Source organism: Mesorhizobium sp. M0938, assembly GCF_040319125.1.
In the GTDB taxonomy this organism is placed as follows: Bacteria; Pseudomonadota; Alphaproteobacteria; order Rhizobiales; family Rhizobiaceae; genus Mesorhizobium; species Mesorhizobium robiniae.
The window spans coordinates 1-14,186 of record NZ_JAMYNS010000020.1; the positions used below are offsets into that span (position 1 = coordinate 1).

At 62.9% G+C, this 14,186-nt stretch carries 17 protein-coding genes and 2 pseudogenes; 8 read left to right on the forward strand and 11 right to left on the reverse strand.

The features are described from left to right. Positions 1–225 precede the first annotated feature (225 nt). Both NKH73_RS27180 and NKH73_RS27185 read right to left on the reverse strand, forming a co-directional pair. Positions 226–684, reverse strand: a complete 459-nt coding sequence (locus NKH73_RS27180) for a GNAT family N-acetyltransferase (protein ID WP_352937528.1) — start codon at positions 682–684, stop codon at positions 226–228. 82 nt (positions 685–766) lie between these two features. Then, the gene (locus NKH73_RS27185; protein ID WP_352937530.1) at positions 767–1,135 is read right to left on the reverse strand and encodes a hypothetical protein; all 369 of its coding nucleotides are present in this window, start codon (positions 1,133–1,135) and stop codon (positions 767–769) included. Positions 1,136–1,312: 177 nt separating this feature from the next. Here NKH73_RS27185 and NKH73_RS27190 point away from each other — a divergent pair, with 177 nt between their 5' ends. Beyond that, the gene (locus NKH73_RS27190; RefSeq protein ID WP_352937531.1) at positions 1,313–1,615 is read left to right on the forward strand and encodes a hypothetical protein; all 303 of its coding nucleotides are present in this window, start codon (positions 1,313–1,315) and stop codon (positions 1,613–1,615) included. A 52-nt stretch (positions 1,616–1,667) separates the two neighbouring features. Here NKH73_RS27190 and NKH73_RS27195 read toward each other — a convergent pair whose 3' ends face one another. After that, positions 1,668–2,363 carry an XRE family transcriptional regulator gene (locus NKH73_RS27195; protein ID WP_352937533.1) on the reverse strand — a complete coding sequence of 232 codons (696 nt, stop codon included), beginning with the start codon at positions 2,361–2,363 and terminating at the stop codon, positions 1,668–1,670. Positions 2,364–2,816: 453 nt separating this feature from the next. On the opposite strand from NKH73_RS27195, the gene NKH73_RS27200 reads away from it, so the two are divergent. From NKH73_RS27200 to NKH73_RS27210, 3 genes are all read left to right on the forward strand, one after another. Continuing rightward, complete coding sequence (locus NKH73_RS27200) at positions 2,817–3,530, forward strand: GcrA cell cycle regulator (protein WP_352937534.1); 714 nt, start codon at positions 2,817–2,819, stop codon at positions 3,528–3,530. 67 nt (positions 3,531–3,597) lie between these two features. After that, positions 3,598–4,230 (forward strand): DUF6456 domain-containing protein, encoded by a 633-nt coding sequence (locus NKH73_RS27205; protein WP_502894005.1) that lies wholly within the window; start codon positions 3,598–3,600, stop codon positions 4,228–4,230. A gap of 136 nt (positions 4,231–4,366) precedes the next feature. Further along, the gene (locus tag NKH73_RS27210; protein ID WP_352937535.1) at positions 4,367–4,633 is read left to right on the forward strand and encodes a hypothetical protein; all 267 of its coding nucleotides are present in this window, start codon (positions 4,367–4,369) and stop codon (positions 4,631–4,633) included. A gap of 344 nt (positions 4,634–4,977) precedes the next feature. Here NKH73_RS27210 and NKH73_RS27215 read toward each other — a convergent pair whose 3' ends face one another. Next, a complete protein-coding gene (locus tag NKH73_RS27215; RefSeq protein WP_352937536.1) occupies positions 4,978–5,574 on the reverse strand; it encodes a CatB-related O-acetyltransferase in 597 nt (198 codons plus the stop codon). Positions 5,575–5,860: 286 nt separating this feature from the next. Further along, complete coding sequence (gene efp, locus NKH73_RS27220; RefSeq protein WP_292404989.1) at positions 5,861–6,427, reverse strand: elongation factor P; 567 nt, start codon at positions 6,425–6,427, stop codon at positions 5,861–5,863. Between the two features lie 129 nt (positions 6,428–6,556). Between efp and epmA the strand changes: the two genes are divergently transcribed. Beyond that, positions 6,557–7,600 (forward strand): EF-P lysine aminoacylase EpmA, encoded by a 1,044-nt coding sequence (gene epmA, locus NKH73_RS27225; protein ID WP_352937704.1) that lies wholly within the window; start codon positions 6,557–6,559, stop codon positions 7,598–7,600. Between the two features lie 3 nt (positions 7,601–7,603). Here epmA and NKH73_RS27230 read toward each other — a convergent pair whose 3' ends face one another. Further along, positions 7,604–7,966, reverse strand: coding sequence for an endonuclease domain-containing protein (locus tag NKH73_RS27230; RefSeq protein ID WP_352937538.1), 363 nt, complete (start codon positions 7,964–7,966; stop codon positions 7,604–7,606). A 260-nt stretch (positions 7,967–8,226) separates the two neighbouring features. Then, positions 8,227–8,823 (reverse strand): DUF922 domain-containing Zn-dependent protease, encoded by a 597-nt coding sequence (locus tag NKH73_RS27235; protein ID WP_352937539.1) that lies wholly within the window; start codon positions 8,821–8,823, stop codon positions 8,227–8,229. Positions 8,824–9,054: 231 nt separating this feature from the next. On the opposite strand from NKH73_RS27235, the pseudogene msuE reads away from it, so the two are divergent. Further along, positions 9,055–9,612, forward strand: a pseudogene (gene msuE, locus NKH73_RS27240) (FMN reductase). Between the two features lie 81 nt (positions 9,613–9,693). Further along, positions 9,694–9,776, forward strand: a pseudogene (locus tag NKH73_RS27245) (ABC transporter ATP-binding protein); the annotation flags it as partial. Between the two features lie 42 nt (positions 9,777–9,818). Here the strand turns inward: NKH73_RS27245 and NKH73_RS27250 are convergent. Together NKH73_RS27250 and NKH73_RS27255 are read right to left on the reverse strand one after the other, a co-directional pair. Further along, a complete protein-coding gene (locus tag NKH73_RS27250; protein ID WP_352937540.1) occupies positions 9,819–11,786 on the reverse strand; it encodes an acyltransferase family protein in 1,968 nt (655 codons plus the stop codon). 351 nt (positions 11,787–12,137) lie between these two features. Further along, positions 12,138–12,500, reverse strand: coding sequence for an SPW repeat protein (locus tag NKH73_RS27255; RefSeq protein ID WP_352937541.1), 363 nt, complete (start codon positions 12,498–12,500; stop codon positions 12,138–12,140). Positions 12,501–12,751: 251 nt separating this feature from the next. Between NKH73_RS27255 and NKH73_RS27260 the strand changes: the two genes are divergently transcribed. After that, entirely contained in the window at positions 12,752–13,105 is a 354-nt protein-coding gene (locus NKH73_RS27260) for a cupin domain-containing protein (RefSeq protein ID WP_352937542.1), read from the forward strand. 142 nt (positions 13,106–13,247) lie between these two features. Here NKH73_RS27260 and NKH73_RS27265 read toward each other — a convergent pair whose 3' ends face one another. After that, positions 13,248–13,478: a hypothetical protein gene (locus tag NKH73_RS27265; protein WP_352937544.1), complete on the reverse strand. Its 231-nt coding sequence runs from the start codon at positions 13,476–13,478 to the stop codon at positions 13,248–13,250. A 260-nt stretch (positions 13,479–13,738) separates the two neighbouring features. Then, positions 13,739–13,996: a hypothetical protein gene (locus tag NKH73_RS27270; RefSeq protein WP_352937545.1), complete on the reverse strand. Its 258-nt coding sequence runs from the start codon at positions 13,994–13,996 to the stop codon at positions 13,739–13,741. Positions 13,997–14,186: the final 190 nt, after the last annotated feature.

Sequence of the window (14,186 nt, forward strand, 5' to 3'; positions counted from 1 at the left end):
TTTATAACACACAGCAAAAAAATTGGGGCGTATTTCAATGGCGTGTGCTGGCCAACCGCTTCTGGTTTGCGCCCCCCCCCGCCCTCACACGGCTTGGGCCCCCCGCCCCCACTTTGGGGGGGGCGAGGAACCCAAGCTGGGATGAAGCTGCGATCCTTCCCCTCCCGCTGCCAGCATCTCTCCCGCAACGGGAGCTCGGCAGTGCCTGATGACGGGTGCCGCGACCTACAGCGCCATCTTGTAGCCGAGATGGCTGGCGGTGAAGCCGAGGCGCTCATAGAAGCCGTGCGCTTCCCGTCGGCTCTTGTCCGTGGTGAGCTGGACAAAGCTGCAATTGCGCGAACGGCACGTTTCAATCGCCCATTCGATCATCTGCTTGCCGACGCCGCCGGACCGCCGGTGGCGGGCGACGCGAACGCCTTCGATCTGGCCGCGCCAGACGCCTTTCCTCGAAATGCCTGGGATGAAGCTGAGCTGCAGGGTTGCGATCACTTGCCCGGCTTCGACAGCTACGGCCAGCAGCTGGTTGGGATCGGCTTCGATTGCGCTGAAGGCTTCGAGATAGGACGGCGCGAGCGGCGTTGACGGGTCTTCACGGCCGGCGCCAAGCGCATCGTCGGCAAGCAGTGCGACAATCGTCGGCAGATCGGGCGCTTGCGCGCGACGGAACTCAATCTCGCTCATCGGGGAGAGATTTACGGCGCGGCGTCGGCGACGGCAAGTGCGGTCCAGCCATCCGCGGTGGATGGCGTCGACGACCGCCGGCTTACGCCGCCTGCTGTGCCCAGAGGCGGTGACCAAAACGGCGGAAGAAGCGCGCCAGGAGCCGCTGCTGCCTGGCACGGGCGAGATCGGCGCCGCGTCTTTCCTGGCGCCAGCGCGGCATGTTGCGATAACAGGCGATGAAGCGGGCGGCGTCCTCGATCGCCTCCTCGGCCGATTGCGCCGGGCGGATCGCTGCCAGGAACAAGGCCTCGCCGTGCTTCAGCCGGTCAACCACCGCCTTACGCTGGCCATGGCCTAGCCGCGCCTTGCCTATGCCGTCGAGGCGGATGGCCGCCAAGGCCGCCAGCATGGCCGGGCTGTCGCCGGTATAGCCGCAATCGCGGGCGAATTGAGCGGAGAGGGCGTCCATTCCGTTTCCTTGGCTGGCAGCGGCCGCGACGGCATTATTCGTCGACATCGATATGTAAGCATAACTCAAAAATTGATACAAGCTAAACTTTTTCATCGGTTTGAGCGGAACCGACTCGACTCCTTGGGAAAAACCCCTAAGAATGTGAACAAAACAGGAACGGAGGCACTAGGGGCGATGGCATTGCCGGGCAAGGAAGCGACGATCGCCGAGGTTGTCTCGATCGCGGTCGAGTGTATGGATTGCGGCCGCAACAGATGGTGGAAGCCAGCTGAGCTCAAGCGTTACGGCGTGAGCGCGCAGACGCCGCTGGCAGCCCTTTCGGGGCGCCTCATTTGCAAGGCCTGTCGCGCCGATGGCCTGCCGGGCACGGCGATCGCGGTCCAGGCGGCGTTCATCGACGAGCAGCAGCAGCGCCGTGCCGAGGCGCGGATGCTCAACGAGCGCGAGGTTCCCCTGGAGAGATCCAGGCGGGCTTGAGGGGAAACGCCATCTCCCCCGCAAGGGGGAGATAACACCCGCGCCGCCGCCCTCAATACCCCAGCAGTTCCTTAAGCGGGATGACGCGGAAGACGGCCTTGATCGCGTAGCGGTTGAAGGTCAGCGTCTTAGGCGGATTGTACTGCTCGACGACCAGCTCGGCGGCGGTGCGCTTGACCAGCTTCTTGATGAACGCCTTGCCGTTGCGCTCGTTTTCCTCGGGAAACATCTCGATCACCACGTGGTCGCCGGGCACGGCGTCGCGGCCGCCGCAATAGAGCATCTCGCCGGGCTCGTAGCGCGGCACCATCGAGTCGGAGAGCACATGCAGCGCGAACACCTTACGCAAATGGGCGATGCCGGGCGGGCGCTGGACATAGCCGGCGACCTCGCCGTTGAAGGTGAAGTCGCCGTCGTCGCCGCCGACTGCGGCGCCCAGAAGCTCGATGTCCATCGGGCCGGCGGGCAGGGGAGCGGCGTCGGTGACGATCTCCGCATCGGCGACATTGTCGGCGTCGTCGAGGAAGACGACCTCGCCCTTGCCGAGCGCCACGGGGTCGACGCGCAGGAAGGCGGCGGTCTTCAAAAGGTTCTCGGTCTTGGGCAGGTTGCGGCCGGTTTCCCAATTGCCGACGGCGGCGACATCGGTGTCGTTGTGCTCGGCAATGTGGCGCATCACCAGGCCACGCTGCTTGCGCGCCTTGCGGATCGCTGCCCCGACTTTGATCGACAATGCGGTTTTCGCCATGGCGCCATCTGAAACATAAGAATCGGTTACGTCCATAAAAGAAGAGCTTGCATTATTTTTCGAGTTATGCTTATATACAGCCCATGCACAAGCCATGTCGCCTCATCTCGTTTTCCCATCCGTCCCGGCTGTCCTCCTCCCCGGCCGGGACGAAGCCCGAGGCTCACGCCTCGGATCCGGTCGCCTTGCCGACACCGGCGGCGACCGGAACGGCCGGAGCCGTTCCCCTCACGGTTCCGGCCACGAATGTCGGCGCGTGTCATGCGGGCCTTTCGTGCATCCGCACCGAGGACGGCACGGTCATCGTCTTCGACCGGCAAACGGGCAGGGCGGTTTCAGGCGCCACCCGCGAGGCGGCCGAGGCGAAGCTTTGTCGCCGGAGGTGACCTTTCTTCTCCCGGCGAACGGGAGAGGGACGAGCTTGGGCACAACCCTTTTAAACGGATCAACACCATGCCCGCCTATAACGACACAGAATTGCAAAGCATCGCCCGCTGGCTAAAGGACGGATTGTCCGCCGCCAGGATCGCCGACCGGCTGAGCGCACTGCGCGGTGGCCCGGCCTCGCGCAACGCGGTCATCGGCGTCGTCCACCGCAACGCCGACTTGCGCGCGATCGGCTTTGCCAATCCTCAGGGCAGGTCCGGCGGCCGGCCCAGAAAAAACCCAGCGAAGCTCGTCAGCCCGAGCAGATCCGCGAGGCCGGCCGAGCCGCCGGAACAAGCAAAGCTGCCGAGACAAGCAAAGCTGCCGGGGCAAGCGAAGCTGCCCGTGCAAGCGAAGCCGGTAAAGCAAAGCGGGTCTGCAAGGCATGTCACGCCGGCCAGGCTGGCGCCGCCGGTCTGGCTGCCGCAGCGCCAGTTCGTGCATGAGATCCACGGGCCCGACAGCGAGGCGCTCAAAGCGCCGGTGCCGCGCCCCGTTGCAGCCGTCGGGCCCCAGCCGCATGTGGCGGCCATGCGCTTCATCGACTGCCTGTTCAACCGCTGCCGCGCGCCGCTCGATCTGACGCTGGAGGAAGACCCCGAAAACGACGCGCCCGGCAGCCGGCCGGGACTGGACATGCTGTGCTGCGGCCTGCGCACGCGGCCGCTGAAAAGCTACTGCGCCTATCACGCGGCGCGCTTCTGCGATCATCACCGTACGGCTCTGGCGGATGCGGGGTGAGCTGATTGCCAAACGGACGGCAATCTTGGGTTCTGCAAAGACAGCAAATAAAACGAGGAGACTGCGCATGAGCAAGAATACCGCCAAGCCCAAGATGCCAAAGCCGTCCAAGCTGGCCCGGCCGCCGAAGGCGCCTAGACTGGCAAAGGGCGAGGCCGAGCAGGTGCGCATTCGCAGGGAGATCGGCCATGATTTCGCGCTGAAGGACGACGCCTTCGGCCGCAAACGGCTGGCGGCGGGCACGCTGGAGGCTCGGCGCGTCTACGAGGTTTCCAATGGTGGCCACACCGCGACCGGTGGCGTCGTGCGGGTGCGCAATGTCGACCCGCTGAGTGGCATCACCTCGCTGTCGCGCCAGCAGCGCGAGGCGGGCATGCGCTACCGCGAGGATTTTCGGGTCTCGCAGCAGGACGGCGTCAAGCCGACGGCGCTGACCGAGCGGGTCGACGGCGGGCGCATCGGCGGCGGCGTTGCCGACCGCATCCTGTCCGCCGGCCGCGCCTATACCGACGCCACCAGGGCGCTTTCGCATTGGGAGATATCGGGCGTGGTGCAAAAAGTCTGCTGCCACGGCGAGACGGTGAAGAGCCTGGCCGAACAGACCGGCGAGCCGCGCGATGCTGTGTCTAAATTGCTCAAGATCGGGCTGGATCTGTTGGCGGTGCATTACGGGATGATGCTGATGCGGCGGCCGCGGTGAGGGCGACCTGCCGCATCGATGGGTGATCAGGCTGAGAGGCGAGCCTCGATCGGCCCAGGTCCTCCGCACGTCCTCCAATTGAAGGGCGCAGGTTTCCCCATGGCCTGTTACGGTGCGCCATTGCTGGTAGATCGCAATGTTAAAGCCGCAGCTAGACCCTCATTTCGCAGACGACGCGCCGACGTCTTCGGTGCTGACCGGCTATGACGAGGACCACATGCTTACTTATATCCGGCTGCTCGATGCGTCGGCGGACGGGGCCGATTGGCGTGAGGTCGCCCAAACCGTTCTGCACATCGACCCGGAACAGGAGCCAGAACGCGCATTCCGGGCCTGGGCGACGCATCTGGCACGTGCCCGCTGGATAACTCGCAATGCGGCTTCGCGCCGGTCGCCACGATAGCTTGGATGATGCCCGGACATTTTCCGTGGAACTGCCGTCCCGGTTTGCCCGTTTAGATAGGAAATCAACATGGGAAAGCGCTCGATGAACTCTTGGCAAATCAACACTTTGGAGGCGTGCTGCCTGCTTGCCGTTCCGCTGTCGCTTATCCTTACGGTTCTGGTGGCGAGTCTCATCCTTGGCTGAATCCCAGTATCTTGCAGCTGTTTATCCGATTTATTCCGGCCATTCCGCCGAGCGTCCAGGCAGATTAGCCCAGCTGTTGCGAAATCTACCTAGCGCTCCAAATCACAATTAGCACCCGCACAAGCTCTGGCTTCGGCCGAGCGTCTTCGCAGTCGCGTTTACACCCGCCTTGAATTTTGGCGGACTGCATAGTGCTTGGCAAAAACCTCGGCGGACAGGTCGAAGGCGGCGCGTTCCTTTTTGAGCTGCGCCAAGGGCCAGTTCCACCACTGGATTTCCAGCAGCGCAGCAATGGTTTCGTCGGAGAACCGGCGCTTGATCACCTTGGCTGGATTGCCGCCGACAAGCGTGTATGGCGCGACGTCCCTGGTCACGACGCTGCCGGCGGCGATAACTGCTCCGTCGCCGACGGTCACGCCTGAAAGGATGATTGCACGGGCTCCGACCCAGACATCATTGCCGACAAGGATCGGGCCTTTCGAAACGAGATACTCTAGGTTCTTTTTCTGCCGGAAAATCCGCGACTGAAAAGGAAAAGTTGAAGCCGTATCCGTTCGGTGATCAGTCTGACACAGAAAGAGTGTCCCTGGTCCGATAGAACAAAATGCGCCTATCTCGACTGGTGATTCTGCCGTGCAGTTGAGGAATGTCCTACCGTGGACACCATAGGTTTCGCGTCCGATTTTAGCGTGACGCGAGATCGCTGCGGGATCGTCTCTCAGTCCCAGCCAAATCCGCAGTTTCTTGAAAGCCATCCCGGTTTACCGCCTGGATACGGTGAACTTGCAAGCGACGCCACCGTGTCGATCTGCGCGACTGCCTTAAATGTCGTTCCTCAAGCCCCTGCTAAGGGGTGGAGCATTGCTCAAGAGAGGGCATTTCGCAAGGGCGCTTTGGCCGCGCGGCGGATCGGCACGCCCGCCAACGCGAGGATTTCCGCGTCTCGTAGCAGCACGGCGCCAGGTCGATGGCGCTGACCGAGCGCGTCGAGTACGATCTGTCCTTCACTTGTTGAAGCCGATGTGGGGTGCTGAGTGCCCCTCAATCCTTCGCCCGCTCCACATAAGCGCCATCCGCCGTCATCACCACAACGCGGGTGCCGGCGCTGATATGCGGCGGCACTAGCGTGCGCACGCCGTTGGACAGCGTTGCCGGCTTGTAGGACGAGGATGCCGTCTGGCCCTTGGTCACCGGCTCGGTCTCGACCACCTCGAAAGTGGCGCGCTGCGGCAGCACCAGCGAGATGGCGATGCCATTGTACTGCGATACCTGCACCGCCATGCCTTCCGTGAGATAGGGCGCCATCTCGCCGACCACGCTTTCCGACACCGCGACCTGGTCGTAGCTTTCCGGGTTCATGAAATGGAAGCCTTCGCCGTCACGATAGAGGAAGGTGTGCTCGCGCTCCTCGACATAGGCGCGCTCGACCTGCTCGGTGGTGCGGTAGCGCTCCGAGACTTTCACTCCGTCGGAGATGCGGCGCATGTCGAGCTGGGTCACCGGCGTGCCCTTGCCCGGATGGATGTTTTCAGCAAAGAGGATCACATAGAGCTTGTCGTCCTTTTCGACGACATTGCCTTTGCGTAGGGAACTGGCGATGACCTTCACGGGCTTTATTCCTAAGAGCGTTGACTGGCCTGGGAGCGCCGACTGGCGCAAATCGGCTGCGGGAGCCGTCTGGTGCGGCCTAGCGCATCTTGGCTGCAATCGCCAGTCCCCGATGCAAATCCTGTCGTCATGATCGCCGCCTCGCCTTGGTGGACGCCCGATGTTCATGCCGACCGCCGGCCGCGGCTGATCCTGCGCAATGCCATCACTGCGGCCCTGCGCGACTGGTTCGCCCGCCGCGATTTTGTCGAGGTCGAGACGGCCGCGCTGCAGATCTCGCCCGGCAATGAGGCGCATCTGTCGGCCTTCGCCACCGAGGCGATCGCGCCGGACGGACAGCGCCAGCCGCTCTATTTGCACACTTCGCCGGAATTCGCCTGCAAGAAGCTGCTCGCCGCCGGCGAGAAGCGCATCTTCAGCCTGAGCGCCGTCTACCGCAACCGCGAGCACGGCCCCTTGCACCATCCGTCCTTCACCATGCTCGAGTGGTACCGGGCTGATGAGACCTATGAGAGCCTGATGGAGGATTGTGCCGGGCTCGTCGCGCTGGCCGCCGAGCGGGCGGGCACAAAACGCTTCTCCTTTCGCGGCCGCGAGGCCGATCCGTTCGCCGAGCCCGAACGGTTGAGCGTCGCCGAGGCTTTTGCGCGCTATGCCGGCATCGACCTGCTGGCCACCGTCGCCGCCGACGGCAGCACCGATCGCGAGGCGCTGCACGCGGCGCTGGTTGCGGCGGGCTTACGCACCGCGTCCGACGACAATTGGGCCGATCTGTTCAGCCGGGTGATGGTGGAAAAGATCGAGCCGGCGCTGGGGCAGGGGCGCGCCACCATCCTCCATGGCTATCCGATTTCAGAGGCGGCACTTGCCCGGCCGAGCGCCGATGACCCGCGGGTCGCCGAGCGCTTCGAGCTTTATTGCTGCGGCGTCGAGCTGGCCAACGCGTTCGGCGAACTGACCGACGCCGCCGAGCAGCGCCGGCGCTTCATCCTCGAGATGGACGAGAAAGAGCGCGTCTATGGCGAGCGCTATCCGATCGACGAGGATTTTCTCTCCGCACTCGCCATCATGCCGCAGGCAAGCGGTGCCGCACTCGGCTTCGACCGGCTGGTGATGCTGGCAACCGGGGCGCTACGGGTCGAGGATGTGATGTGGACGCCGGTGGCGGGGTGAAAATCAGCGCCTGTCCAGCCCGGCCTCGATGATTATGTGCTGGCAGACATTGTCGATGTCGCGAATGACGTCGTCGTTCCAGAAGCGCAGGACGGTCCAGCCGTCTTGTTCTAGACGCTTTGTCCTCGCCTCGTCGTCCTCATTGGCATCGGCATGCTGCGAACCATCGACTTCGACGACAAGTTTCTTTTCCGGGCAAGCAAAGTCGACGATGTAACCAGCGATCGGAAATTGTCTCCGGAACCCAAGCCCCATCAGCCGATGCGCGCGAAGCTCATTCCAGAGCTTCAATTCGGCGTCAGTCATGGCTTTGCGCATCGACTTGGCGTTGGCGCGATTTCGTGGAGGCAATGGCGTGTGAGGCATTGTCAATGCTCGGTTGCTATTGAGGTCGGCGCTCTACGGCGCCCCCTCTGTCCTGCCGGACATCTCCCCCACAAGTGGGGAGATTGGCAGTTGCGCCGGCAGCGCCTCTTTTTCGAGGTTGGCGATTGGCGAAATCAAAGATGACGGCCGATCTCCCCCCCCAAGTGGGGAGATGTCCGGCAGGACAGAGGGGGGCGCTGTCCCGCCCAACTTGCCATGATTTCCAGCTCCACCTCACTGCTTCTCCTCCCGGTGGGATCTCACCGCCCCATCAGCAAAGCGACGATGAGCTGCTGCAGATTGCCGCGCGGGGCGAATTCTACCCGGTCGAAATCGCGGCTTGCCTGGCGCTGCGCCTGGGAGAGTTCGGCAAGCCGCCTGGTCATTTCGGTCCTGATCTTTTTGCAGCCGGGATCGTCGGGGACGGACAAGCCGATGGTGGCCGTCTCGATCTTGCGGACCATGTCGACGATGATGTCGCCATGCACCTTTTCGTGGGCGGCGAGGCCGGCGGCAAAAACCTCCCAACTTTTCTGCACGGCGGCCGGCAGCGGCCCGGAGGTTTTGGGTAAGGTGTAGGTTATGATGAGCTTCGGCCGAGCCGACACCAGCACGCAGGCATTGCCTTGTCGCTGATAATCCCTGACCCAGGTCAGCTTGAAATTGGTGTAGGCCATGGCGCGGACCTTGCTCTTGCCGATCGTCGGCCCCCGTTCGCCCATCGAGGCATGGAGCTGGGGACCGGTCTGCCCTGAAACGGCGTAGGTCTCGACCTTTTCGATCGGCTTCCATCCTGCCTGCGCCGGCGACGCCAGCAAACAGGCCAGGAGCAGAGACGTCAGAACGGCTGTTTTCATGCGAATCCCCCGGGGCCGATGCCTTTGGTGCGCTTGATCATCAACGCGTGGCCAGAATGCGGTCAAGGCGTCCTTGCCCTAAACCTTGGCGTTCGTATTGCGCGTCGAATGAACCAATCAACGGCGATGTGCCGCAAACTCAATCCGCTTGGCGGGCTCGTTTTGAAATCTTCTCGCTCATTTAATTCTCAGTAGAGTTAATGCGCACAAGCGTTTTGCGAGGAGACCGAAATGTCGAAGAAACTGGTGGTGGGGCTGTCGGGCAACCTGACCCGTCCGTCGAAGACCAAGGCATTCATCAGCCACATCGTTGCGGACGTGGCGAGCAGCACCGGTGCAGCTTCGGCCGTTTTCGACATCGAGGATCTCGGCCAATCCTTCCCGCTGGCAAGGCGCGTCGGCGACCTGGATCCGCTGGCCAGGAGCATCGTCGAGCGATTGCTGGGTGCCGATGTCCTGGTGGTTGGCTCGCCGACCTTCAAAGGCAGCTACACCGGGCTTTTCAAGCATTTCTTCGACCTGCTCGACCCGTCATCCCTGAGGGGAAAGCCGGTCATCCTCGCAGCAACCGGCGGCGGCGATCGTCATTCGCTGGTTGTCGAACATTAGCTGCGGCCGCTGTTCGGTTTCTTCGAGGCACTGACCCTGCCGACCGCGATCTGCGCCTCCGACAAGGACTTCGCCGACGGCGTGCTGGTCTCCGAAGCCATCCATTCTCGCGTCAGGCAAGCGGTCGCCGAAGCATGCCGGGTGGCCGGAACGCCACGCAGCGTCGGTCTTGCCGCCTAAACACCGGTCAGCCGATTCCCTTTCCGCACAGCACAGAAGGAACCCAGGGAGAAAGGCGGCAAAGCACGGCTGGTCGACGTTGAACCGCCGCGCCCGCGCGATCGCAGCGAAGCCGTTTCGTGCGCTATCGCGAAGAACTGCTGCGTGAGTTCGGCTTGCACTGAGACACAGCGGGCAGCGGGTGAAAAGCGCGTCTTGCGCCGCCCTTACTTCTCCGCCGCCACGTTCGAGAACAGCGCGCGCTCGACCGGTAGCTCCAGCGTTTGCGCAAAGGGCGTGGCCATGTGGTGGCGGTCGCGGTAGGCCAGCTTGCCGTCGATGAAGACATGGCAAGTCTTGGCGTCGCAGAACCGGTCGGTCATATCGATATAGGTCGCGTTGGGGACGGCGCGCACGATGTCGCGCTCCACCGCGGCCACCGCGTCGTTGGCGGCGTCGGTTCGCGGCGCGTCACATACCGAGGGCGTCTGTCCCCGCCACAGCGCGCGGGCCACGCAGGTGTCGACGAACATCCCGTTGAACGGCACGTCGCGGATGAAGGCGACTTTCAGCCCGGCCTGGCTGAACGCTTCCAGCGTTGCGCGCAGGCCGGCCCGCCAATCCTGATCCAGGCTGTCGGATTCCTGCGCCTCGGGCGACAGTTTGCGCGAGCTGGTCAGCGAGATCTCCGAGATCACCACCAGGCTCGGGCGGAGCGCGATGATCTCCTTGATCGATTGCTCGCGCCATTGATCGCACTCGGTGTAGTTGCGCTTCAGCTTCGAGCTCCAGACCGTCAGCCGCGAGGCCCGGCAGGCGGATTTGAGCCAGGTGACGACCTTGTAGTTGTTCTTCGTCGCCGCCTCGATCAGCGGCGTCGACCAGTGGTCGGCATGCGAATCGCCGAACAACGCGATCGACTGCTCGGCATTCTTGGCGCCGAACACGCAGGGCTTCGGCGTGACGGTCTCGTAATCGAGAACGCAGCCCGCCTTGGCGCGCGCTGTGGAGGGCTGTGCGGCCGTTTCGGCAATGATGCGTTGTGAGGGATCGAGGTCGTGCACGGCAAGGCGCGCATTGGCATAGGTCGCTACCACGCTGGCGCCGGTCAGCATTGCGGCGGGGACAAGCGCACGCGCCGCATTGGCCATCAGCCAGCCATTGCGGCGGATCGGGTTCTCGATGAAATTATAGGTGAAGATCGACAGCGCCAGCGTCAATGCCGCGCAGGCAAGCCGCCCGGGCCAGGCGAGGTCGGGAACCATCATCGTCGCATAGACGATGACAGGCCAGTGCCAGAGATAGAGCGAGTAGGAAAGTTTCCCCACCCATTGCAACGGCGGCAGCGCCAGCACGGCGCTGGGTCCTCTTTGAGCATTGCCGGAACCGCTGAGCAGCAGGAGCACGGTGCCGGCCACCGGCACCACCGCCGCGACGCCGGGGAAGGGCGTGTCCTGTTCGCTGAAGGTGAGATAGGCCGCGGCGATCAGCGCCAGGCCAAGCCATGCCAGTGCTGCGCCCAGTTGTGGGCGCTCCCGCCAGAATTTTGCCGGCGCCATCGCTGCCAGGCCGCCGGCGGCGAATTCCCAGGCCCTGAGCGGCGAGAAATAGAAGGCCCAGGGCTGCGCCACGGTGGTGAGCCAGGCGCAGACGGCGAACGACACCAAGCCGGCGAGGCCAATCACCAGGATTGCCGCGCGCTTGCCTGGGCGCAGCCATGCGGCCAACAGAAGCAGTCCCGGCCATACGAGATAGAATTGCTCCTCGACCGAGAGCGACCAGAAGTGGATGAAGGGGTTGTTCGCCGCATCAGGGGCGAAATAGTCGAACGACCAGCGGATCAGCCAGAAATTGATCGCATAGGCCGAGGCGTACATGGCGCCTTTCGAATAGAGCGACTGTTCGTCCGGCGACAGAATGAAGTAACCCGTTACCAGCGTAACGAGAATGACGAACAGCGAGGCCGGCAGCAGGCGCCGGGCGCGTCTCGCGTAGAAACGCCATAGGTCCAGCTTGCCGTCCTCGGCGATTTCCCGCAGCAATTGCCCGGTGATCAGATAGCCGGAGATGACGAAGAAGATGTCGACGCCGGTGAAGCCGCCCGGCAGGTCCGACAGACCGAAATGGAACGCGACGACGCCCGACACCGCCAGCGCACGCAGCCCTTCGATATCAGGCCGAAACGATGCTGACACGGCGAAACCTCGTGTAGGTCGTTGAAAAAGCTCACCCGTTGCGAAGACTCGACGCGATGCGCTGATATTGCAATGCAACAAATCTAACGCAGTGCAACATAAGTGGAGGTTCGCCAGGCCGGTATGCCGGTGAAAGGCAGCCCAGCAGCCCCATCCAGGTTCTGCTGCACTGCGGAACCTGGATGACAGATATTTGGTTCGGAAGATGCCACAGCGGTGCAAACGGAGAGCGGCGGCCGATTTTTGTGCACAAAGGGACAGTTGGCCCGGCTAGCGGGCCTGCGTATCGATCTCAGGCTTTAGCGGAGCCCGCCGCTCGCGCGCCGGGCTCCTCCCCTTGGACGTCACCGATCACGCATGTGCTGGCGGATGGTGACGGTAGTCCCAGACTGCCCAGGCGGATGCCGCGACCACCAGCACGCCGAGGACCACATGGGTCCCCATCGCGTTGAAGTTCGCCATAAAGCCGAGCAGCCAGGGCGAAACGATCAGCCAGAGCCCGATAACAAGGTTCACCCACTCTTCCCACTCGGCGAACACCGAAAGCGCCGCGAGAGCCAGGGCACCGAGCACGATTGCGGCAATCCAGGCGTTCCACGCAGGAGCGGTTTCAGCAGCGAAGCCGATGATCCAGGGTGAGACGAACAGGCATGCCGCAAGGATCAGATTGATCCAATCCTGAGCCTTCTTTCCTTCCATCAGATTGTTTGCCATGACAACCTCCACAGATGAAGTTTGACCAAAGCACTAGATCGCGTGCAACGCACGCTTAGTCATTGATATATCGCAGTTCTGAGGACCTTCAAGGAGTGGCCCGGCGCGACCACGGCGTTCGTTCCGCACCGCGGCGATGCAGTGTCTGCCGTCATCCGCGTGCGCAATTCCGGGCAGCCACGTTGCCCATATCAGGTGCTTCGGCTATTGACCGATAGCCAATGCTGGCACAAGTCCAACGGAGCCCGACCATGACAGAGAAGACCATCCTCAAATTCGGCGTGGTCGAAAACGCCGAGGCGGGCGATCTCGCGGGCTGGGTCGTGGTCGACGGCAACCCAACCATGAAGACCGCCGTCCAGCACACTACCGAGGACGGCAAGGTCATGTCGGGAACATGGCAGGCTACTCCCGGCACCTATCACGCGACCTACAGCGACTATGAATTCGTGCACATGATATCAGGCCGCATCATCATCACGCCCGACGGCGGCGCGCCCGTCGAAGTCGGTCCCGGCGATGCCTTCGTGGTCGAGGCCGATTTCAAGGGAACTTGGAAGATCATCGAACCGGTGACGAAGCATTTCGTCGTCAGGATCGCCTGAGGTCGAGAGCGAACGGAGCAATCCCATCACGGACTAACGCGCCGCCGCCAAGCAGTTTACCCCCGGGATCTGTCGATCCCGGGGCACCGCAAGCGTGGGACGGTCGAATAAAAAGATAGAGACCCATCCGATGGATGAGACTCTAAAAATTGAAATAGATCGCCGGCGGATACGGACTGGACACATCCTTGCCGGCCGGCGCTGCTATCGCGCTGGGCCATGCGGTGATCCCGCCGGTGGACTTGTTGTCGAGCAGCGGCCGGACTTTCTCGGCTGTGGCCGCTTTCGCATCGGTGGCAACGACTTTCGTTTTAGCCTCCACGGTTTGCGACAGTGGGAGCACGGCGAGAAGTGCAATAAGGGCAAGTTTCATGACAAGTCCCTCCATGGTTAACGTAAGGTTAACCCCGGCCGCCGGCTCGAACACGGCCGCTGTGTGGAAGGGCGTGGAATTCTGTGGAATTCCTGGAATATCGGCTTGTCGAAAAGTGCGGGCCGTGGAGAACGCAGCAGGTGCCGGCGCGTGTTAGGCTCGCAGCTGCATCGGGCAGCCGAAGCCCGGAACGGCGCGGCCGAACACGGACATCCAGTCGCGCTTGGCCGCTCAATGTCGCGGCCAGCGCCGGTGTGAGATCAATTCTTGAAGCCGGTGGAGTCGAGCAGGGCGACCTGCTTGCCGTCAATGTAAAAGCGTATCACGTGCGCGCCACCGTCGACTTCGATGCGCGTCGGCTCGATGGCAGGCTTGGCCTGCTTGCCATATGTCGCTGCAGCGCGCGAGCCGGCAGCAGCTCGCGACGGTCCGTCCGGGCCCAAGATCAGCAGCAGCAGTGCGGCGGATCCAGCCGCAACCGCAGTGAAGGAGATTTTGGGAGATGCAGTCCAGGACATCGAATTATTCCTTCCTTGTTGAGGCGGCATCTTGTGCTGGTTGCGAGAACTCAGCTTCGCCGTCGTTCAAATGACTGAGGAAGGGGGTTGGTGTTCCAGCCTACATAGCGTGAGTTTCATATGATTTGCCCTTGCCCTCCGCGACCTTAGCGCCGCTTGCCGGGGCGAAAAGGGCAGGCGCGTGGAACGG